The 21,275-nt window shown below is 47.7% G+C and carries 15 protein-coding genes and 1 riboswitch; of the genes, 3 read left to right on the forward strand and 12 right to left on the reverse strand.

The features are described 5' to 3' along the window. Positions 1 to 19: 19 nt before the first annotated feature. The 12 genes from A3773_RS01315 to A3773_RS01370 form a co-directional block, all read right to left on the reverse strand. On the reverse strand, positions 20 to 658 hold the full coding sequence (locus A3773_RS01315; RefSeq protein ID WP_067981983.1) for an urea amidolyase associated protein UAAP2: 639 nt from the start codon (positions 656 to 658) through the stop codon (positions 20 to 22). 13 nt (positions 659 to 671) lie between these two features. Next, positions 672 to 1,403 (reverse strand): urea amidolyase associated protein UAAP1, encoded by a 732-nt coding sequence (locus A3773_RS01320; RefSeq protein ID WP_067981985.1) that lies wholly within the window; start codon positions 1,401 to 1,403, stop codon positions 672 to 674. A gap of 9 nt (positions 1,404 to 1,412) precedes the next feature. Next, on the reverse strand, positions 1,413 to 2,216 hold the full coding sequence (locus A3773_RS01325) for an ABC transporter ATP-binding protein (protein WP_067981988.1): 804 nt from the start codon (positions 2,214 to 2,216) through the stop codon (positions 1,413 to 1,415). Further along, a complete protein-coding gene (locus A3773_RS01330; RefSeq protein WP_067981990.1) occupies positions 2,209 to 3,039 on the reverse strand; it encodes an ABC transporter permease in 831 nt (276 codons plus the stop codon). The genes A3773_RS01325 and A3773_RS01330 overlap by 8 nt, the downstream gene beginning before the upstream one ends. A gap of 48 nt (positions 3,040 to 3,087) precedes the next feature. Beyond that, positions 3,088 to 4,167 carry a putative urea ABC transporter substrate-binding protein gene (locus A3773_RS01335; protein WP_231902122.1) on the reverse strand — a complete coding sequence of 360 codons (1,080 nt, stop codon included), beginning with the start codon at positions 4,165 to 4,167 and terminating at the stop codon, positions 3,088 to 3,090. 62 nt (positions 4,168 to 4,229) lie between these two features. Continuing rightward, positions 4,230 to 4,329: riboswitch (guanidine-I (ykkC/yxkD leader) on the reverse strand. A gap of 364 nt (positions 4,330 to 4,693) precedes the next feature. After that, a complete protein-coding gene (locus A3773_RS01340) occupies positions 4,694 to 9,751 on the reverse strand; it encodes a diguanylate cyclase (protein ID WP_067981997.1) in 5,058 nt (1,685 codons plus the stop codon). A 22-nt stretch (positions 9,752 to 9,773) separates the two neighbouring features. Continuing rightward, positions 9,774 to 10,487 carry a hypothetical protein gene (locus A3773_RS01345; RefSeq protein WP_067982000.1) on the reverse strand — a complete coding sequence of 238 codons (714 nt, stop codon included), beginning with the start codon at positions 10,485 to 10,487 and terminating at the stop codon, positions 9,774 to 9,776. A 10-nt stretch (positions 10,488 to 10,497) separates the two neighbouring features. Continuing rightward, positions 10,498 to 11,292: a gamma-glutamylcyclotransferase family protein gene (locus A3773_RS01350; protein ID WP_067982003.1), complete on the reverse strand. Its 795-nt coding sequence runs from the start codon at positions 11,290 to 11,292 to the stop codon at positions 10,498 to 10,500. A gap of 250 nt (positions 11,293 to 11,542) precedes the next feature. Beyond that, positions 11,543 to 12,514, reverse strand: a complete 972-nt coding sequence (rlmF, locus tag A3773_RS01355) for a 23S rRNA (adenine(1618)-N(6))-methyltransferase RlmF (RefSeq protein WP_197462701.1) — start codon at positions 12,512 to 12,514, stop codon at positions 11,543 to 11,545. Positions 12,515 to 12,719: 205 nt separating this feature from the next. Next, positions 12,720 to 13,967, reverse strand: coding sequence for an HDOD domain-containing protein (locus tag A3773_RS01360; RefSeq protein ID WP_067982007.1), 1,248 nt, complete (start codon positions 13,965 to 13,967; stop codon positions 12,720 to 12,722). Between the two features lie 313 nt (positions 13,968 to 14,280). Then, the gene (locus A3773_RS01365) at positions 14,281 to 14,667 is read right to left on the reverse strand and encodes a YbaN family protein (protein ID WP_067982010.1); all 387 of its coding nucleotides are present in this window, start codon (positions 14,665 to 14,667) and stop codon (positions 14,281 to 14,283) included. 165 nt (positions 14,668 to 14,832) lie between these two features. Then, positions 14,833 to 17,472, reverse strand: a complete 2,640-nt coding sequence (locus A3773_RS01370; RefSeq protein ID WP_067982013.1) for a nitrate reductase — start codon at positions 17,470 to 17,472, stop codon at positions 14,833 to 14,835. A 361-nt stretch (positions 17,473 to 17,833) separates the two neighbouring features. On the opposite strand from A3773_RS01370, the gene A3773_RS01375 reads away from it, so the two are divergent. The 3 genes from A3773_RS01375 to A3773_RS01385 all read left to right on the forward strand — a co-directional run bounded on the left by A3773_RS01375 (position 17,834) and on the right by A3773_RS01385 (position 21,262). Next, the gene (locus tag A3773_RS01375) at positions 17,834 to 18,430 is read left to right on the forward strand and encodes an ANTAR domain-containing response regulator (protein ID WP_067982016.1); all 597 of its coding nucleotides are present in this window, start codon (positions 17,834 to 17,836) and stop codon (positions 18,428 to 18,430) included. A 17-nt stretch (positions 18,431 to 18,447) separates the two neighbouring features. Next, positions 18,448 to 19,476 (forward strand): CmpA/NrtA family ABC transporter substrate-binding protein, encoded by a 1,029-nt coding sequence (locus tag A3773_RS01380; protein WP_067982020.1) that lies wholly within the window; start codon positions 18,448 to 18,450, stop codon positions 19,474 to 19,476. A gap of 406 nt (positions 19,477 to 19,882) precedes the next feature. After that, entirely contained in the window at positions 19,883 to 21,262 is a 1,380-nt protein-coding gene (locus A3773_RS01385) for a CmpA/NrtA family ABC transporter substrate-binding protein (RefSeq protein WP_067982023.1), read from the forward strand. The last annotated feature ends 13 nt before the right edge of the window (positions 21,263 to 21,275 follow it).

The raw sequence follows: 21,275 nt of genomic DNA on the forward strand, positions 1-21,275 counted from the left end.
GCGTATCAACAGAGTAAAATTAATCCCAGATCAACACTTCAACCGGCGTAGGGTTGTAAGCATTACAAGGGTTATTCAGTTGTGGACAGTTGGAGATCAGAACGATCACATCCATGGCTGCCTTCATCTCAACATACTTGCCGGCACCACTAATACCGTCCGCAAAACTCAAGCCGCCATCGGCCGTCACAGGGACATTCATAAAAAAGTTAATGTTGTGAGTAATGTCACGTTTGGACATTCCAAACTGCTCATTTTCCGCAACGGCCAGTAACCAGCTATCACGACAGGCATGCATACATTTTTTCTCTAAGGCGTAACGCACGGTATTGCTTTCACTCGCACAAGCGCCCCCTAAGGTATCGTGACGACCACAGGTATCGGCAACAATCTCGAGCATTAGATTGCCTTCGTTCGATAACAACTTGCTACCGGCGCTAAGGTACACATTGCCCTGCTCACGGATGGTATCCATCGCGCTGTATCGCTCAGAGGGATCATCGGCGTTATAAAACAATGTATCTGCAGCTTGGTTGCCCTCTAAATCGAGGATACGAAAAACCTGACCCGCTTTAACCACTTTCATGTAGTAATCACCGGCAGGTACAACCTCGCGCTGACTTGCCTGTTCTGCGACTAATAAACTTTCTTTAATCATGGTGGTGCTCTCCTTAGTGCGAACAGACGTTAGGCATCGCTAAATAGCGCTGGTTATTTTCAAACCCGCGTGCATTCTCAGGCCGGTGGTTTAAACAGCTATCATCTGCGCTTAAAGGCGCCGCTTTAGATAGGCTCACTTCAACCGGACGATTAGGGTATTCAACCGCAGGATTCATCGGGTGTGGGCAGGTTGTAAACACCACTAAGGTATCCATTTCAAAACGTAGCTCAATTGTGTCGCCCGCTTTGCTATGCCCTTCAGCGAAGGCTAAATTGCCTTCATCGTCGGTAAATGTCTTACTGAAAAGGTTAAGGTTGGCCGCCAAGTCACGTTTACCTAAACCATATTTAGCCACTTCAACCAACAAGCTGTCATAACCGTTTTGCAGCCATGCATTACGGTCTGTCTGATAATCACGTGCGCCCCACTTTGCAGCGACTTTGTTTTTATTAGCCACACCGCCCACGGTATCAATCCACTGGGTATCATCACGCACAATCGAGCAGAAGATCCGCCCCATATCCGAGTACAGGCAATTACCTGTGGTTAATTTAAAGGTGTGTTGGCACTTCAGTGAGTCCGGTGCGTTATAACGCTCTAATAAGTTTTGTGGGTTGTAAAACAACATACTGACATTGGCCCCACCTTCCAGATCAGTCAGCGTTAAGCTGTGACCGGCAGGTACAACCAAGGACCAGTGGCTGGCCCCAGGGATAAGATCAGTAAAAATTGGATTGCTCATAATGTCTCCTCAGGCCGTATGCGACTTAGCGGCCTGTAATTTAGCCAGATGTTCGTGGTGTTCCTGCCCTGTACTGAGTGGAATATCAAAGGTGACGTTGGCACCAAAACGCTCAGGGGCTTGTAAATCATGGCGTGTTTTATCAAACACCCATAAACGGCTACCCAGTTCAAACCCTTCACTTAGGTCATGGGTAATCATGAAAACCGTGAGTTTTTGTTCCGTCCACAACTCACGGGTTAAGCGGTGCATATCTTTACGGATACCGGGATCAAGTGCGCCAAAAGGCTCATCAAGTAGCAGTATTCTTGGCTTACGAATAAGTGCTTGGGCGATCGCTAAACGCTGCTGCATCCCACCTGATAGTTCACTTGGGTATTTATCGGCGGCGGCTGCGAGCCCCACTTTTTCCAAAATATCCATCGCCTCCTCTTTAGCAGCACGTCGTGCGGTTCCAAACAGGCGTCCCAACAAGCAACTACTCACCGCTGATTGCGTAAACTCCTGCCCCAACATGACGTTTTCAACGGCCGTGAGGTGTGGAAAAACAGAATACTTCTGAAAAACAATGCCGCGTTCAACGCTAGGTTCGGGGTCTAGCGGCTGGCCATCCAGTAAAATCTCACCTTGGCTTGGCTCTTCAATGCCCAGCAATAGGTTGAGAAAGGTGGTTTTACCGCAGCCGGATGCACCCACAATGCTGACAAACTCGCCCGCTTGAACACTTAGGTTGACCCGTTCTAGCACAACGTTATCGCCGTACTCTTTCCATAGGTTTTTGATCTGAATAATAGGGGGCTCATGTTTAGTCATTTCGAGCTCCTTGTGCTGAGTGGTACCACGGGAAGGCTAAGATTGAGATCCGTTTTAAAGACCAGTCCATCGCAAACGCCAGTGTTGTGATCCAAAAGACATAAGGCAAAATCACATCCATGGCGAGGTAACGACGCACTAAGAAGATCCGATAACCTAACCCTTCTGTCGCCGCAATCGCTTCAGCAGCAATGAGGAAGAGCCACGCACTCCCTAATGTCAGCCGTACCGCATCAATAAGGCGTGGCATCGTTTGTGGTAAAACCACCCGCAGAATGATCTGCCAACTATTCCCTCCTAAGGTTTGCGCTTTAATCAATTGCTCCGAGGGCAACGCATCGGTACGTAACTGAATATCCCGAATAATCACTGGCGTTATGCCAATCACAATCAGCACCACTTTAGAGAGTTCACCTAAGCCAAAGGTGATGAATAGGATCGGCAAAATAGCCATCGGTGGGATAAGCGATAATGCCGTCACTAAAGGTGATAAAGGTGATCGAACATAAGGGATCATGCCGTTAAAGACACCAATCACTAGCCCGATCATTGCGCTTAATCCAACAGCGATGCCTAACCGTTGCAAACTGGCAAACGTGTCTTGCCACAACAGATACTCGCCGGTTCGCTTGCTAGGCTCAAAGCCCATACGAACAATGGCATCGGCAAAACTACCCAGTGAGGGCAGTAATTTATCACTTGGGTTTTCAGCCAATCGAGCATCGGATGTCACAAGGTATATGACAAACAAAACAATGAAAGGCAGCAACCCAAGCATCAACCGCGAGTAGCGGCTAGGTTGACGGTTTATAAGGCGTGTCATCGTAGGCTCCAGTTCTCTGTTGGACTAAGCAATAAGTGTATTAAGAGATTACAGAGAGCCGTCGGCAGCCATTTTCATGTACGTTGGGTTAAAACGTAGTTTGATATTCGCGGCATTACCGTAAACACCTGCAGGCGTTTCAATACCGATAAACTTCGCATCCGGCGCACCTTCACCTAACAGACCGTGATCAAATGAGAATTCACTCACTTTCTGCATTGTTTTAGTCAGGCTATCGCTGTTTGTGAACTCAACAGCAGAGGCGGCGGTGTAGAACATTTTTGTAGACGCAAGCTGCGCTTCATAACCCGCAAGGTCAGTACCTGAGGCTTCAGCCATAAAGCTTTTCGCTTTAACGGAATTTTCATCCTTTGCAGCGATTGTGGCCATGATCTCATACCAAGCACCGACTAAGGCTTTACCCAGTTTAGGGTTCGCTTCAAGGGTCTCAGTATTAACAACCATCAGGTCAATAATTTCACCAGGGATCATAGAGGAGTCAAAAACTTTGTGAGCATTAGGTTGAGCGGTAATTTCACTTAGCAGCGGGTTCCACGTCGTAACAGCTGTTACATCGTCAGCACTGAAGGCTGCTACAAGATCCGCATCAGACGTGTTTACTACTTTAACGTCCTGCTCAGTCATGCCAACGCTTTCAAGTCCACGCGCAAGCAGGTAATGGGAAACACTTAACTCAACAAGGTTAACTTGCTGGCCTTTAATCTCCGCAAGTGTTTTAGCCTCTTTAAGCACAACCCCATCATTACCGTTTGAAAAGTCACCCACGATCAGGGCCGTAGAATCGACACCGCTCGCCGCTGGAATAGTAAGTGCATCCATATTGGTCATAACCGTGGCATCAAATTGACCGGCCGTGAACTGATTGATGGATTCAACGTAATCATTAACCTGAACAACGTCGATTTTAATGCCATATTTATCGGCCCATTTATCGACAATCCCAGTCGCTGCACCATAATCCCACGGCATCCAGCCCACATAGATAGTCCAAGCGACTTTAAATTCGCTTTTCTCTTCGGCTTTAAGGTTGGAGGACGCGGTTATCAGAAGGGAAAATGCAGAAGCACAGATCAGTAGTGTTCGCATGAAAGATCGAAGGGTATTCATCATAACTTCACCTGTATAGTTTCACGAAAATTAAGCACAAGAGACATCACCTATAGGTTTTGTTCTCCCGGGCTTTTATCCCTCCGTGTGACCTCAGGTGAGGTTGGTAACTCTCGGTCCAGACACTACAGCGTTGTAGTCGGAACCCTAGATACCTATTGGGTCAAATTGTCATAAGCGGTGTTAACTTGCGTACACATCCACCTAAGTATGCTCTTGTGCATATTGCATAGGACAAAAGCAAAACAGATGCCAAACAGAAAAAAACATTTAAAAACAAATTATTAACTAAAAAATACTTCTGACTAAAATCAGATAATCGCCCCAAACAATGTCACAACAGCTGATAACGCACCAAAAATGAACGCTTATCTAAACTCCGTTACGCCTGTATTTAACCGACCCGTCCCTACAAAAGGCGCTGTAAACGCGTATTGGAATAAAGGCCAGCGGGGATATTTGAGGTGGGGGTGTTTAAGGGAAGAGAGTGCGGCGAGGGATCAGGTTCGGCTGATCTAGGCCACGTCTATTTAACGATAATAGGCGCTTGCTGTAGTTGGTTTCGCCCCATACGCTTTGCGCGATAAAGCGCGATATCGGCTTCGCGAACCAGCTCATCCGCACCGCCATTGCCTGGCACCATGGTGGCCGCCCCTGCACTCACCGTCACGACAGCGCCCGCCGATGAATACGCATGTTCAATCGCCATATCTTGCACCGCTCGGCGTACTTTCTCGCCAATAATCTCGGCACCGCTGTAACCTGTGTCAGGTAGAATGAGCATAAACTCCTCTCCACCATAACGGGCAATCAGGTCTGCGGGCCTCAGGAGTTGGGACTGCACCATTTTTGCTACCGCGATTAAACAATCATCCCCGCCTTGATGGCCGTAGTTATCATTAAACGCTTTAAAGTGATCGACATCGAGCATAATGATCGTTAATGGGTGCCCCTCTCGACGTAAACGCCCCCAGACCTCAGCAAGATAAGCATCACCGCGGCGGCGATTTGCAACGCCGGTTAACCCATCACGATCGGCCAGCCCTTGCAGTTCATGGTTAAGGTGTTCCAAGCGGGCCGTACGTTCAGCAACTTTCTCTTCCAGCGTTTTAGAGTGCTCTTGTACCTGCTCATAAAGTCGCGCATTTTCTATAGCCACTGATGCTTGAGCAGCCAGCAGACGAATAACCTCAACACGTTCATTACTAAAAACACCACTGGCAAGATTGTTTTCCATATAGAGCACCCCTTCAAAGCGTTCCCGCTGAATAGGCACACATAACACGGATAAGGGCTGGCATACGCACATATACGGATCTTGCATAAAGGCCCCGTCTTCCACTGCATTATGCAGCACGATCGCCGTACCGGTGTGTAGCACTTGGCTCAATAAGGTCACTGGCAGCGGAATCTGCTCTCCATCAGGACCCGTTAGTAACGCATGGTTAGGCAACCCTTTTGTCGTCAACGGCTCTGCTAAAGTTGCCGCTTCGACTATCATTTCGCCCTCCCGACGCACCATTAAACAGCCCCACTGTCCGCCGGCATTTTCCAACAGTATATCCATCGTCGTTTTGAGTAGACGATCTAAGAGAATCTCACCTGAAATATCGCGAGAGGCTTTCATCACCGACGCAAGATCAAGGTCAGGCATCACATGGCGCGTTGTTGATAGATAAGCGTCCGCAGCATGGGGACGTAAAATAGGAAACTCCTGCTCAAGCAAGCTCACCTTACGTTGCGCCCCCCAACGGTCATAGATGTGGTGAGCAGCCCTTAAATACCCCTCCGCTGACCGCCTACGGCCCAGTTCGATCAAAAACCGCGCGGCGCGCTCAAACGCAGTGGCTTGATCATGTAGAAACCCGCTCTCTCTGGCCGCATCAATCGCCACATCATAGCGTTCCAACGTACTCTCGGGGCAGCCATAGATCTTTTCTAACTCCGCCTCCATTAAAAACTGAAGATGACGAAAGTTATCCGCGCAGTTATTGGCTAAACGGGTCATACGAGCTAGATCACGCGTTAAACGTTGACCCGTTTCAGCCTGTTCATCCCGCCCCATCTGAGGAAAATGAGTGGTAAGGGTTAAAAACGACACGATATAAAAACGCACCAGCTGCGGTAATGACATAGACGATTTAATCATTAGATCTTGCGCACGCACAAAGCTGAGCGCGCGATCATAATCACCGTACAATAAGCAGATCTCGGCATTGTAAATCTGGTAGTTCGCAATCCCTGTCATAAACTGGCGCTCACGCATACCGGCCAAACAACGCTGCTCATCAAAGTCATCATCACTTAAGGTAAACGGGGTATGTGTCAGCCCCAGCAAGTTGCGCTGTAACTGTAAAAATAATGTACCGGAATCTAATGAGTCTTGATAAGCACACTCCCGCACAATGGCTAAATTTTCCCCATGTAGACGGTGAGCGGTTTCTAAGTCGAGTGTAGGATCCCAAATGACGCAATCTTGCGCACTGTAGGCTAGGTACAGCAGGTCGCCCGATTGATAACCGGCTTCAATCCCCTTACGGAACAGCGGCGTTAACGTAGACCAGTGATTGCTCCAATGGTGTACAAACATCGCGTACACATAGATTACGCGTGTCCGTAAGGTCAGGTCGTCTAACTTCTCATTTAGGGCTAACCCCACTGTTCCATATTGATAACCCTCCTCAGGCTCATCAAGATCTCCACACAAAAGCATGCCATAAGCGGCATAGGCAAATGCGGTTTCCGGGCAGTTTCCGTGGCGCAAAGACAGGTTAACGGCTTTTAATACGAGATAAGGGAAAAGGTTGCCACAACCCGACAGAAAGGTCGCCGGAAAAATCTCCATCATCAGACGTATGGCGGTCAACACCGCTTCATCTTCAATTAAAGGAGCATCAATAAGGTCAGCAATCGAACGGGCGCCTAAGTTCACTTGCACTCGCCGTCGCTCCTCCGCAACCTCATCATCTGTTGGGTTATCGGTGAAGGGGACGCCAAGTAACGCAAGACCTTGGGTCGCCGATAGAATCGACGCCTCCATTTTGCCGAGGGTTGCATATTGACGTGTCCGCGTGGCCAGAATGTCACTTTTTTCTAAGTCGGTCTTAGCATGTTTAAGTAAAATCTCTATCCACGCTTCCGCTTCGTCAGGCCGCGCGGTGAGATAGGTACACTGCTGTATCTCTGCAGCCAAAGGCTGCATTAATGCTGGCGTGTTAAGCCAAGGCTCTTGCGGCAGTAGATCAAGCGCGACCTGAAGGTAGTTAAGCGCAACATCGTACGCCGACGTATGCCGTGCACGCACACCCGCGCGTAGATTCAGTTCCGCAAGGTGAAGACGTTCTGCATAGGCGTCTATCAGTGAGCGCCCTTCGTTAAGGTGCTCAACAATATCGATCAGCCGCTTATCAGGTACAACCTCTCCCGCATGATGTAGCATCAATCGGCCTACCGATAGGTGTACGCTTTGTAGGCGCTGGAGATCAATCAGAGCATAAGCCGCTTGTTGAATACGGTCATGTTGGAAGCGATAGGTTGGATTAAAATCCAACGACGTTAAACCACGGCCGACCAGCCGATAGTCGCTGTGTAAAGGCAGTACCGTATGCAGTTTAAGTGCGGGCAGAAGCGCCGTCGCGGTTTCATCAAGACTATGCTCATAAATAACCGCCAACGTTTCCAGATCAAACGTACTACCAATACAGGCGGCCAATTGAAGAACCGCTTGGGTGGTCTGCGGTAGTTGTCGGAGGTTCTCCACCATAAATTCGACAACATCGGTACTCACATTAGCCCAACGTGCCGCATCCAAATCCCAACGCCATTGAGCTGTTTGCTGATCCGCTGTGATCCCTCCCTCTTTATACAACTGCCGTAACAGCTCATTAATAAAGAACGGGTTACCTTGTGTTTTATAAAAAATCATATCGCTCAGGGCAGCGACTTCGCTCGGCTGGCGACATAACGCATCAGCCACTAACTGCCCAACAGCCTCGTGATCTAATGGTCCAAGAGGCAACTGACAAATGGCCTGTTGAACGCTAAGGTCATCCAGCAGCAAACGCAGTGGATGGCCAGTCCCCACTTCATTACTGCGGTATGAGCCTATTAATAATAGATGGCTCATCTCGCATGAGGTGACTAAGCGTTTAAGCAAGGCTAATGTCGGGGCATCACTCCACTGTAAATCATCCAGAAACAGCACCACTGGATGCCCTTCCCCAGCAAAGACATGCAGAAAGGCCGTTAATAAGATCTGTAGTCGGTTACGCTCTTCAGCTGGGGGCAGTGTCGCTACAGCGGGTTGTTCACCTATAATAATGTCTAGCTCGGGTATTAGATCCACCACTAAACGCGCATTAGGCCCTAACGCATCAAGCAGGGCTTGCCGCCATCGATCCAATTCCTCTTCCGATTCCGCGAGTACCTGCTGAACAAGCCCTCGGTAGGCCGTTGCTAATGCGGTATACGCTTCCCCTTGCTGAAACTGCTCAAATTTCCCTTGCACAAGGAAACCACGCTCACGTACCAATGGCCGGTCAATCTCATTAACAAGGGCTGATTTGCCTACCCCTGAATAGCCATGGACTAAACATAGCGCAGTCTGCCCAGCCACAGCGTCTTCAAATAGGGTCTGCAGTTGCGCCAGCTCATCTTCACGACCATATAGGTGTTGCGGTACTAGAAACGTTTGAACAACATCCTGCTCGCCTAAGGTAAAGGGTTCGATCGGTTGGTCCGCCGCCAACAGTGCAACACACCGCTCTAGGTCGTAGATAATCCCATCAGCGCTTTGATAGCGTGCCTCAGGCTCTTTAGATAAGAGTTTTAGTACAATCGCCGATACCGCCTCTGGCACGTTGACGTTTATAGCGTGAGGGGCCGGTGGCAAACGGCTAATATGGCTATACACCCACTCCAAGAGCGTATCGGCGTGAAAGGGTAATTCGCCGGTTAGCAATTCAAATAACAGCACACCCAACGAATAATAATCCGAACGGTAATCCACATCACGGTTCATGCGACCGGTTTGTTCAGGGGATATATAAGGCAGCGGCCCTTCAAGGCGACGTGACATCTGAACCGCCTGACGCTCTTGATCTAGTTCAGACGCGATCCCAAAACCGGAGATCGAGACAGTGGTGGTGACGGTGTCGAACAATATGTGCCCTGGCATTAACGCTTTATGGACAACCTCTTGCCCATGAATACCCTCTAACGCACGTACAATGCCTAACGCAATATTCAGCACTTTGGCTACAGGTAATCCCCAAGCCCCCTCACGAACCAATAAGGTTTTAAGGGTGTTATCAAACAGCTCGCCCACCAGCGCTAAATTACCACTGCCATGGGGTAATACGGCATGGATCTTCCGTACGCCCGCAACATCGGCTAACTGCTGACCTAACGCGCCCTCTCGACGAATACTCGCAACCTGATGACGTGCAGGATACTCCGTATCTAACGTTTCAACCGCCACGGGCTGATCGGTGGCCAAACAACGGGCACGATAGACCACACGGCCATCGGCCCGCCAAAGCACGGAGCCTAAACTATAACCCGGTAAATTGAGCCCGTTCTTCACCTAATGCTCCTTAGACTCAACACTAAAGGGAGAACATTCGTTGAAACGTCGCCTGATAATCACTATCCGCGGTATCGCGTACAGGCTCACCATGTCCACATAAAACATGCTTGAATGACAACGAGGATAGACGCATAAAATCATCACCGCTCGGCTCGGCAACTTGTGCCCATACGGGGCCTATATTGGCCGGAGTAAAGAAGTTCATGGTTTGCATCAACTCAGTGGATGCATCAGAGAAATATTGATCTGGTTGCAACCAGTTCTGTAATGCATCACAGGCAATCAGTACACCGCCTGCTCGGTCAATACGTAAAATACCCTCAGGGATTTTGGTCGTACTAAAGGTAAAGAGCGTGGCATCAGAAATAGGGATGTTATCGGACGTTAAACAGCGTGTTGCTTGCACACCCTCTTCTATCTCCATACCGGGGATAGTCCAGTATTCTGCATGGTAACGGTCAATATAAAACTGATCATCGCGCCCATGTAAACAGCCAAGACGAACCACATCCGTTACCTTCCCAAGGCGATCCAGCTCAGCTAAGCCTTCATCGTCTAAACGAATACTATTAACGAGAATAAGGCGTTCACCGTCCCGCACGACGGTCATATTTCGACTGAACGTCCAATCCACCCCTTGCAACACGGTCTCCATAGCACCGCTGACAAAAAACAGATCAGGAAACACCTCCTCTATAGCACCATGGGCGAGTGCGGGAGAAAAATCATCCATTACATACTCCTCAATCTTCGTTGTAATCGAAGCGCCCTACGTAACAATACTCTCGGGCATATTCATGCAAAAAACCATCAAGGTATTGCCGTTGGGCCTGGCTAAAACGCCCTAAGCGAACATCCTCCATCGTTTCACTATTATCACTACAATCGAGCCTTTTTAGGTGAAACAAGGTCATATCTTTACCACCAAAAAAGCGTTTCAGGTACTCATGAAGTGGGCGCGCCGCTGACATATCAAAAACAGCGCCATCAAGAGCCGTATATAAAGGGTATTGTGCTAAAGACGCCCGAGTAAATATAGGATAGTTACCCACAGGAGGCATAAAAATAGGGTAAGGATCGATCTGATGGGTAGGCTGTTGCGCAAGCTGAGTAACATACTCAGGATCAAGCCCAGCCGATCGCGCGCCTGCAACAACAATATTAAGGTAACGACGGCTTGGCAGGCAGGTGTCATCAATAAACTCAGGCATTCCAATATAGGTCAGCGCTGCTACCGGGCCTTTATGGGTATCAACATTAACACTGATACGGTCATAACCATGACCATAGGCCTCAACCGCATCTAACGGGGCAAGTGCAGCGTCAGGACACTCGTAAAGTACCCCCTGAACGCAATCATTCGGATTATCGCTACGCTCTATATTGCCAACACCCCCTTCCTGGCGGAAGAAATGCTGGACATTAAACCTAAGACGCCAACCCCGTAAAACCGCTCGTTGTGCCGTTAAAGGTTCTACACCTTTAGCCCGCAGCGAAGTACGGTTCATGTTAGAGCCAAAGCCAAAATAACGAAACATGTTGATATAAACCACCCTATAGCGACCAACTAATCAAGCTAATAGGTAGCTTAGACATACGTTAAATCACTGACAGCAAGACCTTTTACAATACAGAGATCATGCGCGAAATCAACAATCTAACAACAGGTGTACTCACGCCAGTATTTTACCTGACACTTCAGGTATACGCCGCTTCACCCCTGAGGTTTTCCGCTTATTTAACGCCCGCTCCGCAGGCCTAACGTCCAAGGCTAAAGGAATCTATAACCTACGACCACTGTTCTCGATCTGAAGCGGTGTGGAAGCTCCACGCAACAACACGACTAATCTTTTGTCCTTGGGCCATCTCGATGGTTTTAACTTTTTTAGCATTAACCTGTTTTAGCACCTGATAAACGGCAGGCAGGTTATCTTTTTTAGACAGTAAGGTAGTGAACCACAGCACATTATCTGCATACTGCCGGCTCTCTTTGATCATTTGGCGTACAAAGGAAATTTCACCCCCTTTACACCATAATTCAGCCCCCTGACCACCAAAATTGAGTGTTTCCTTACCATCGCTGGTTGTCCCGTTAGCCCGATGTAAATTTCTTACTTTACGCTGATTACCCGTCCGCGCCTCTGCCAGTGAAGCATGAAAAGGCGGGTTACAAATCGTAAAATGGAAACGCTCTTCAGGCATGATAATATCCTGAAATATTTGCTCTGAAGAGGTTTGCAGCCGGCACTGCAATTTGTTCTTCATCACCTTGTTTGACCTAACAATCTCATTCACTGCAGCGATAGAGACAGGATCGATATCACTACCAACAAACTGCCAACCGTAACTCTGACTACCAATAATAGGGTAGATACAATTCGCCCCTACCCCCACGTCTAAACCGCGAACATTCGCACCAACAGGCACCTTCCCGGTGTTACTTTCAGCTAAGAGATCAGCAATGTAATGGATATAGTCGGCACGCCCCGGAATCGGTGGACATAAATAACCCGCAGGAATATCCCAAAAGGCGATCTGATAAAACACTTTCAACAGCGCCTGATTGAGTAACTTAACCGCGTGCGGATCAGAAAAGTTAATAGAATCCTGCCCATTCGGTGTTTGATATACATGGGGTAAAAGTTCAGGACATGCTGTGCAGAGCTGCTCAAAATCATAACGCGAACGATGAAGATTCCTAGCATGCAGCGATACTTTAATGGCGGATTTTTCACTGCCTTGTTGCAAACGTTTACTCACACAGCCTCACACATTTATATCAATCTCGATTTATGCAGGGATTGTAGCAAGATAAGCTGGGAGGCGTTTAGAAAGTTATCACTTATCGAATGAAAAGCGAGAAGAGAGAAAAAAGAGCGCCAAGCCTTACCTGTTACAGACCCCTAACGTATGCTTCCTGCAAGACTTGGCTAAAGTTACCAGCGATAGTATAAGATCCTCCCTGTTATGAGTTAGATACCATGCGAACACGGTATTCATTGGCGACAATGCGCCACTGTGGGACTTCATCCATAACACCCACTTGGTCTAAATAACGCAGTGATAGATTGCTGGCTAAGTTACATTCGCCTTCCACATGTACAGACGGAATCATGGCATCAGCAACATGCACCGCAGTTAATACGCTAAAACTATTGTCTTTAGATAGATGAGGAACATGATGCAACATCACCGCCTCAATAACCTGAGGTGGCAGATTCCAGAGAGCCAGTAACGCACCGGCAACTTCACCATGAAAAAAGCCAAAGGCCGCCTTCTCAACTAAATAGATAGGTTTTTTCTTTTTAACCGCGTAGTTCAGTAATTTTTTATATTGTTCAGGGTTATTGGATGCCATGATCAACACACCGAGATCATGCAACAAACCGGCTAAAAAGGCTTGGTCTTGCATCACTTTACTGGCACCGGCACGACGACAGATACTTTGCGCTAACCGAGCAATAATTAACGACCGTGCATGGAGTTTCTCAAATGAAAATGCCTGCCAGTCATCGGGGCTTTTAAACTGATCATTTAACTGGCTGCTTAATGCAAGGCTACGTAAGTTACGCACCCCGAGCATTGAGATCGCTTCATTGACATTAACAATCGTGCGCTCAAATCCAAAGAAAGCGGAGTTCACTTGCTTCATAATTTGGGCAACCACAGCAGGGTCTTGCTCCACAATCTCGCTAATCTCGCCTAAGTCAGCGCGATCAGAATTAATAGCCGCAGTCAGCTGGCGATAGATACTAGGAGGTGAAGGCAGACAACCCACTGCACCCACATACGCTTGCAAGGAGTTACGGTTAAGCAACTTGAGTAGTTTAATCTGATATTCCAGCGATTCGCCCATCCCCTCAATGTTTACTGAGCTGGGATAAATACGATGGGCAACATCAGCCGCGTTAGATTTTTGGGCGGCATTCCAATATTCAGCCCCGATAAAAACGCGCACTAACGTAGGCTGCACGTTGGCTATTTTAGCCATTAACTCAATGTCGACTTGAGCACGCATAGAGCACGGTATAATCACCGCATCACATATATGCTCCTCTAAATGTAAAAGCAAACTTTCCCGAGAATCAAAACGAACAAAGTCCCACACAAAGTCCGAAGCTGCAATGTCACCTGCCCAGTTGGCATAGCGACACTCGGCATCTAACATGACCACTTTGAAGTTATGTAAAGAGCTATTTATGGCGCTGCTCATGATCTTGACTCACATTAATTAAATTAATCATTACAGAGGTTGTACCTGTAAAATAGTGAGTATAAAGCGTTTTAAAAGCCTGTTTTTATTAAAATTTTAGCGGCTTTTTAGGGAGAAAAAATCATCTGTTTGAAAAACAGAGCAAGCGTCAGTAAAACGGGGCGGCTATAAGAACAAAGCTGTTTTGATTAAAATTTTATCGACCTTTTAATGAGAATATTTCACTTTAAAACCTTAAATAATCTCACAACGCCCTCCGCCCTTAATCATTAATACCCCGTTATTCTGACCCGATCTGCAGGGAAAGATGTAATTATTCTGGGGATTCCAACGCGGAGGGACGCGACCAGATATACAGCACCGCGATGATAATTGTCACAACAACCGCGAGCTTCAAACCAATATGGAACGCTTTAAAAAACAGTGGATATATCACCATCAGCAACATCATCGTGGTCGCGACTATTTTTATCTTTAATGGGATGACACCCCCGTTTTCCCACTCCCTTATATAGTTACCAAAATAGCGATTATTTAACAGCGATTGGTGCAAGCGTTCTGAACTACGGGAAAAGCAGAATGCGGCGACCAGTAAAAAAGGGGTTGTTGGCAGCAGAGGTAAAATGACACCAATAAAGCCCAACACCACGCATAAGCCGCCACAAAAAAGATAGGTATAACGTACAATTTTAGCTTTCAACGATGCCTCCCTAACCCTATCAAGCCAATGTAGTAGAAATGTAGATAGTGCGCCTACCGCATAGGATAGCAAGTAAAAAAAAAGGCATCTAACGATGCCTATAATTATCTCTACTCTGGAAAAGCTCTACACACAGTGTAACGGCCTCTCTCTGGTTATCATTATTCACTTCACTGCGTTGCTCAGCATCTCATTTAATTCAGGAATACAGGACCCGCAGTTGGTGCCACACTTTAACTGCTGGCCCAGCATGTCAACGGATGTACATCCCTGCCCTATCGCCGTCTCAATCGCATGACTTCCCACCTGGTAACAACTACATATCATGGCGCCAGGGTCTTCAACATCACAACCGGTCATACTTAATATAAACCGACGCTGCTCAATCGACAGGTTAGCTTCCGCAAACATCGCTTCCAGCCAGCTGGTGGATGGTATCTCCCCATAGGGCATAACAAAGAACGTCCATGCTAACCGATGACCCTTAAGGCCAGCCGCTCTAAAGTTTTGGTTATGTTTATCCTCTAACCAAACCGCCACCTCACCTAAATGCGTTTTGCACCATGCTAGCGCATCAGGCAGCTCCACCGTATCCGCCAAATAGTAAAAAGAGAGATCACCTTTAGGTACTTTGGACCAATACTCAACGGGGAGGTTCAGCTCAATATCAGAGCGACACATCAACCACCCCTGCCAGCACGGATTCAGCTTAGCAAGACTCACACGGCCATGTTTTGATTCTGGCTGACCCGAAATAGGGTCCGTCACCGATTCTAGCAACGCGCCCATCTTACCTAAGGCACTAAATTCGCTATTCCAATGCATAGGCACAAACAGTTCGCCCCTACGCTGCTCCGATGCCATCACCCGTGCCCGACCAATATAATCACCCTGCGGATGGCTCAGTTTAACCAACTCCCCATCAGAGATATGCTCTTTAATCGCATCAGCCTGATGTAGCTCAACAAAAGGCTCATCTCGATGCTGAAACAATCGGGGCGCCCGTCCGCTCACAGCCATGGTATGCCACTGATCGCGAATACGCCCCGTATTTAATAGATAAGGCAGCGCCTCTGTGACTTGCTGAACGGGACTGGAGGTATGAATAGGTACAAAGCGAGCACGGGTTGTCGGTGTAAAAAAGCGTCCATCTGAAAACATACGGGCCGTGCCATAAGGAGCTGCTGCCGTTACCGGCCATTGAACCGGTTTAAAGTTATCATAGGTTTGAATATCAATATCTTTGTACAAGCTAATATCAAAATCACGCGTCCCCTCATTTTCAAAGCCTGACAAGGCCGCATGTTCAGCAAAAATTTCAGCCGGATGCTGGTAAGTGAACGCTTCAGCAAACCCCATCCGTTTTGCCACTTCGCTGACAATCCACCAATCATGCCGCGCCTCACCTGTCGGCGCTAAAAGACTACGCTGCCGGGAGATCCGCCGCTCCGCATTGGTTACAGTGCCATCTTTTTCACTCCACCCGGTCGCAGGTAAACACACATCGGCATATTTCAGTGTTTCGGTGCTCGCCATGCAATCAGAAACAACCACTAAAGGACACTTTTCCAGTGCGGCAGTGACCTGGTGGGTATTAGGTAAGCTTACCGCAGGGTTTGTCCCCATGATCCAAACCGCTTTAACTGTACCGGCTTCTATCGCCTGAAACAGCTCAACGGCTTTTAGTCCTTCCGTCTTCGCGATATTCGGCGCCTTCCAAAAACGAGACACAAGATCGATCGATGCCTCTGTAGAAAAATCTAAGTGGGCGGCCAGCTGATTCGCCAACCCGCCGACTTCGCGCCCACCCATCGCGTTAGGCTGACCGGTAATAGAAAAGGGCCCTGCGCCTTCAAAACCTATACGTCCCGTGGCAAGGTGACAGTTAATGATTGCATTGGAGTTATCGGTGCCACTAAACGACTGATTAACCCCTTGAGAATAGAAGGTCACAACCTTATCGGTTGCAGAAAACCAATGATAAAAAGTACTTAAGCTATCCTCATCTACATCACAGTATTCCGCGACCGACGCAATAGAATCAAACTGCTGCCGTGCGGCCTCTAACGCCCCCTCAAAACCCTCAGTATATTGATCGATATAGGTCTCGTTTAGGACGTCACTGTCTGCCAAAAAGCGCAATAAGCCGGAAAAAAGCTCACTATCCGTGCTCGGTTTTAAGGCAATATGAAGATCCGCTAAATCACAGGTCGCCGTTCGTCGGGGATCAATCACGACAACGTTAAGGGCAGGGTTCTTTTTCTTGGCCGCGTTCATTCTTTGATATAAAACGGGATGGTTCCACGCCGCATTACTGCCCACTAAAACAAGCAACTCTGCTTTCTCTAAGTCCTCATAAGAGCAAGGCACCGTGTCACTACCAAATGCTCGCTTATAACCCGCAACCGCAGACGACATACACAAGCGAGAGTTGGTATCCACATTAGCACTACCAATAAACCCCTTCATCAGTTTATTAGCCACATAGTAATCTTCTGTTAGTAACTGACCGGACAAATAGAACGCGACAGAATCAGGCCCATGCTCTGATATAGTGCGAAGAAACCGGGAAGAGACCTCTTCCAGTGCATGATCCCAACTTACGGGGCGGTGATTAATCAGCGGAGTCAGCAGTCGACCATCCGCACCCAACACCTCGTGAAGCGCTGATCCTTTAACGCATAACCGACCAAAATTGGAGGGGTGAGATTTATCGCCTTTAACGCCAATTGAACCGGAATCAAGAATATCAGCATCAACACCACAGCCCACACCGCAGTATGGACACGTTGTCATTTTGTGCATCTAAACCTCCACTGCTTTGTAACACACAAATCCAGACGCACTTTCCAGTTCACGGTATATATGGCACGGAGCCACATATCTGCGTATTGCCAGATAAGTGCGCTCCGTTGCGCTACTATAATTTTTTATGTACTAACAATGAGTACATGGTTGTAAAGAAAGATTACCCGTGATTGAGCAAGCACTGTGCCAATTGGGTATACCGCTAAGACCCAACGCGTGATTACACGCCCTGCACCTGACCCGCTTATACACAGCGACGAGCCACCAAACAACAACTAAATAAGCCATCCGCACCACAATGGAACATTTATTGCTTATTTAATCAGTATCCACCTCCGGATATGGATTAATACGTAACGTGAATCGTTTAAATGTTTTACTGATAGATGACGAACCGGAAAGAGTCCAGGCGCTCAAAGAAGCGCTTCACTCACTAGGCCATCATGTCGTCTGCCAACTACCCAATACTACCCATCTCAATAAGCGTGTTGAGGATACCCATCCAGACATCGTTATTATCGATATGGATTCGCCTAATCGAGACACACTCGAAAGTATGTCGACGATGAGCAAAAACAATCCAAGACCTATCGTTTTTTTCGCTGAGCAGCAAAATGATCGTAAAACGATGTCTGATGCCATTAATGCGGGCGTCAGTGCTTACATATCGGACGGGCTACAGCCCGACCGGGTAAAAGCGATTATGGATACCGCTATTGCTCATTTCGATGCCCATAGCTCACTGCGCGCAGAACTCGAAAAAGCAAAAACCCAACTGGCTGACAGGAAGGTGATCGAAAGAGCCAAAGGCATGTTAATGAAGCATCAAGGGTGCGATGAAAAACAAGCATTTGAAACACTTCGTAAGCTCGCCATGGATCGCGGTCAAAAGCTACCCGATGTCGCCCAGAGCGTTATAGATGTTCTGGAACTAACGAACGGCCTGAGCAAGTAGAGAGAAGAGGATAATTTATGTCAGCACCACTGACACTTGAAAAAAACAACCTGAAGCTCGGTTTTGTCGCGCTCTTAGATTGCGCACCTTTAGTTGTCGCCCGAGAAAAAGGCTTTTTCAAAAAACACGGCCTCAACGTCGTTTTATGCAAAGAATCATCTTGGGCCTCGATACGCGATAAAGTAAGCTTTGGCCTGTACGATGGCGCACATATGCTTGCCCCGATGCCACTGGCATCTACGCTTGGCTTAAACGGCAACAAAACACCGATGCTAACAGCCCTTGCACTGAGCCAAAACGGCACCGCCATCACCCTGTCCCTCGAGTTTTACACCCTCTTATCTAAATCAATCGCTGACTGGAAAGACACGAGCAGTGTCGGTGCAGAGTTTAAAAAGCAGGTAAAAAACAGCAAGGTAAAACCGGTTATCGCAACCGTCTACCCCTATTCAAATCACCACTACCTGCTTCGCTATTGGTTAGAACAACAGGGTATTAATGCCGAAACGGATGTCCAACTGATCGCTGCGCCTCCCACACACATGATTCCTAGCTTATCTAATGGCGCGATTGATGGTTACTGCGTAGGCGAACCTTGGAACAGCCTAGCCTTAATTCAACAAATAGGCGGCTTACTAACCACAGGGCATGAAATATGGGGAGCCCATATGGAGAAAGTCCTTGGGGTCACTCAAGAATGGGCCAACGCCCACCCGAATAGCCATAAAGCACTGGTTAACGCCCTATACGAAGCATGCCAATGGGCTGAAGATAGTGCGAATAAGGAGGAACTATTCCAACTCCTCGCACTTCCACCTTATCTCGATCAAGCAGCCACACAGCTCGCCAATTACACTCCACCTCTTGCGATGGAACAACATTTCGCGGGCAAGCACGTGAATGTTCCCGACCCGAAGCAGGGCGAGTTTCTTCTGGGACAGATGTTAGACTGCGGGCAACTCTCAGACACAGACAACCCTGCCGATTTTGCAACCATTAGCCGTACAGTTTACCGCCAAGACCTCTTTCAAAAATGGGTTAGCTAAACGCCGAGGCAGGAGCGCAGCTTCTGCCTTTCTTCTCCCCGAACTAATCAGTTTGCCTACAGTTCTATCATCGGCATCCACTTACCCCATCCGTTTAATTTTGTGCATCAATACGCACCCTGCTAGAACAAACACGCACTATTGTGCAGCGCACCCCTGCATAGACAGCGCAAGCAAACCTATCAAAGACAAATATAACCAATTGTATATAAAGGGAATTTTATTTTTTGGCATAGGTAGTGCTTTATAAATAACAAATGAGTCATTCAACGAAGAGTGCTCGATAAATATTAAAAGGGGCAGAAAAGCCCACCCGTTTATTTTATGGCAAAGGCGCCTTAACGAATCACAAGACTGTGATCACGTTAGGCGCCTTTTTTATTTTTCAAGATTGGAGAAGCCAACCATGCTTAAAAAGAAAACTGCTCTACTAAGCAAAATTATCAGTAGTACGGTGTTAGCCGCCGCTCTCATTACAGCCCCTGCATGGGCAGCCATCGGCGAGCCTGAAAAGGAAGATTTAAAATTCGGCTTTATTAAACTAACTGATATGGCCCCTCTCGCAATTGCTTACGAAAAAGGTTTTTTCGAGGATGAAGGCCTCTACGTCACTTTAGAAGCCCAAGCCAACTGGAAGGTACTTTTAGATCGCGTTATTGACGGTCAGCTAGATGGCGCTCATATGCTTGCAGGTCAACCTTTAGGCGCAACCATTGGATTTGGTACTCAGTCCCACATTATCACGGCGTTTAGTATGGACCTTAATGGTAACGCCATCACCGTTTCCAATGACATTTGGGATCAGATGAAGCCGTACGTACCAAAAGGTCCCGACGGTAAACCCGTTCACCCCATTAAAGCGGACGCGTTAAAGCCTATTGTCGATAAATATAAAGATGAAGGTAAGCCTTTTAATATGGGCATGGTATTCCCTGTATCCACCCATAACTATGAACTCCGTTATTGGTTAGCGGCAGGTGGTATTCACCCGGGTTATTATGCGCCTCATAACGGCGATACATCTGGCACAATCAATGCCGATGCACTCTTATCCGTTACACCACCACCTCAGATGCCCGCCACAATGGAGGCCGGCACGATCTACGGCTATTGTGTAGGTGAACCGTGGAACCAGCAGGCTGTTTTTAAAGGGATCGGCGTACCTGTTGTTACCGATTATGAGATCTGGAAAAACAACCCCGAGAAAGTGTTTGGTGTCTCTAAAGGCTGGGCTGACGAAAACCCCAATACTCACTTGCGTGTAGTCAAGGCGATGATCCGTGCTGCTAAATGGTTAGATGACAACAACAATGCCAACCGTCCCGAAGCGGTGAAGATCTTATCCAAATCCGATTATGTGGGTGCCGATTATGATGTTATCGCTAACTCCATGACAGGTACCTTTGAATATGAGAAAGGTGATAAACGCCAAGTACCTGATTTCAACGTATTCTTCCGCTATAACGCAACATACCCATACTACTCAGATGCAATCTGGTACCTAACCCAGATGCGCCGTTGGGGACAAATTGCTGAGCCTAAATCAGATAAGTGGTTTATGGATATCGCTAAGAAAGTTTACCGCCCAGATATCTACGCGATTGCCGCGAAAGAACTCATCGAGGAAGGCAAAATGACCGCGGATATGTTCCCTGATTTTGTGACTGAAGATGGCTACAAAGCACCGCAAACGCACTTTATCGATAACATCACGTTTGATGGCAAACAACCTAACGCCTACCTAGAAAAATTCTCAATCGGTCTGAAGCCAGATCAAACACTTTGATCTAACAACAAAG

Source organism: Neptuniibacter pectenicola (genome assembly GCF_001597735.1).
Lineage (GTDB): Bacteria > Pseudomonadota > Gammaproteobacteria > Pseudomonadales > Balneatricaceae > Neptuniibacter > Neptuniibacter pectenicola.

Excerpts from the sequence above, each read along its gene's own strand:
- A3773_RS01315 (WP_067981983.1), bottom strand. The coding sequence starts at position 658 with ATGATTAAAGAAAGTTTATTAGTCGCAGAACAGGCAAGTCAGCGCGAG.
- A3773_RS01320 (WP_067981985.1), bottom strand. The coding sequence starts at position 1,403 with ATGAGCAATCCAATTTTTACTGATCTTATCCCTGGGGCCAGCCACTGG.
- A3773_RS01325 (WP_067981988.1), bottom strand. The coding sequence starts at position 2,216 with ATGACTAAACATGAGCCCCCTATTATTCAGATCAAAAACCTATGGAAA.
- A3773_RS01330 (WP_067981990.1), bottom strand. The coding sequence starts at position 3,039 with ATGACACGCCTTATAAACCGTCAACCTAGCCGCTACTCGCGGTTGATG.
- A3773_RS01335 (WP_231902122.1), bottom strand. The coding sequence starts at position 4,167 with ATGAATACCCTTCGATCTTTCATGCGAACACTACTGATCTGTGCTTCT.
- A3773_RS01345 (WP_067982000.1), bottom strand. The coding sequence starts at position 10,487 with ATGGATGATTTTTCTCCCGCACTCGCCCATGGTGCTATAGAGGAGGTG.
- A3773_RS01350 (WP_067982003.1), bottom strand. The coding sequence starts at position 11,292 with ATGTTTCGTTATTTTGGCTTTGGCTCTAACATGAACCGTACTTCGCTG.
- A3773_RS01360 (WP_067982007.1), bottom strand. The coding sequence starts at position 13,967 with ATGAGCAGCGCCATAAATAGCTCTTTACATAACTTCAAAGTGGTCATG.
- A3773_RS01370 (WP_067982013.1), bottom strand. The coding sequence starts at position 17,472 with ATGCACAAAATGACAACGTGTCCATACTGCGGTGTGGGCTGTGGTGTT.
- A3773_RS01380 (WP_067982020.1), top strand. The coding sequence starts at position 18,448 with ATGTCAGCACCACTGACACTTGAAAAAAACAACCTGAAGCTCGGTTTT.
- A3773_RS01385 (WP_067982023.1), top strand. The coding sequence starts at position 19,883 with ATGCTTAAAAAGAAAACTGCTCTACTAAGCAAAATTATCAGTAGTACG.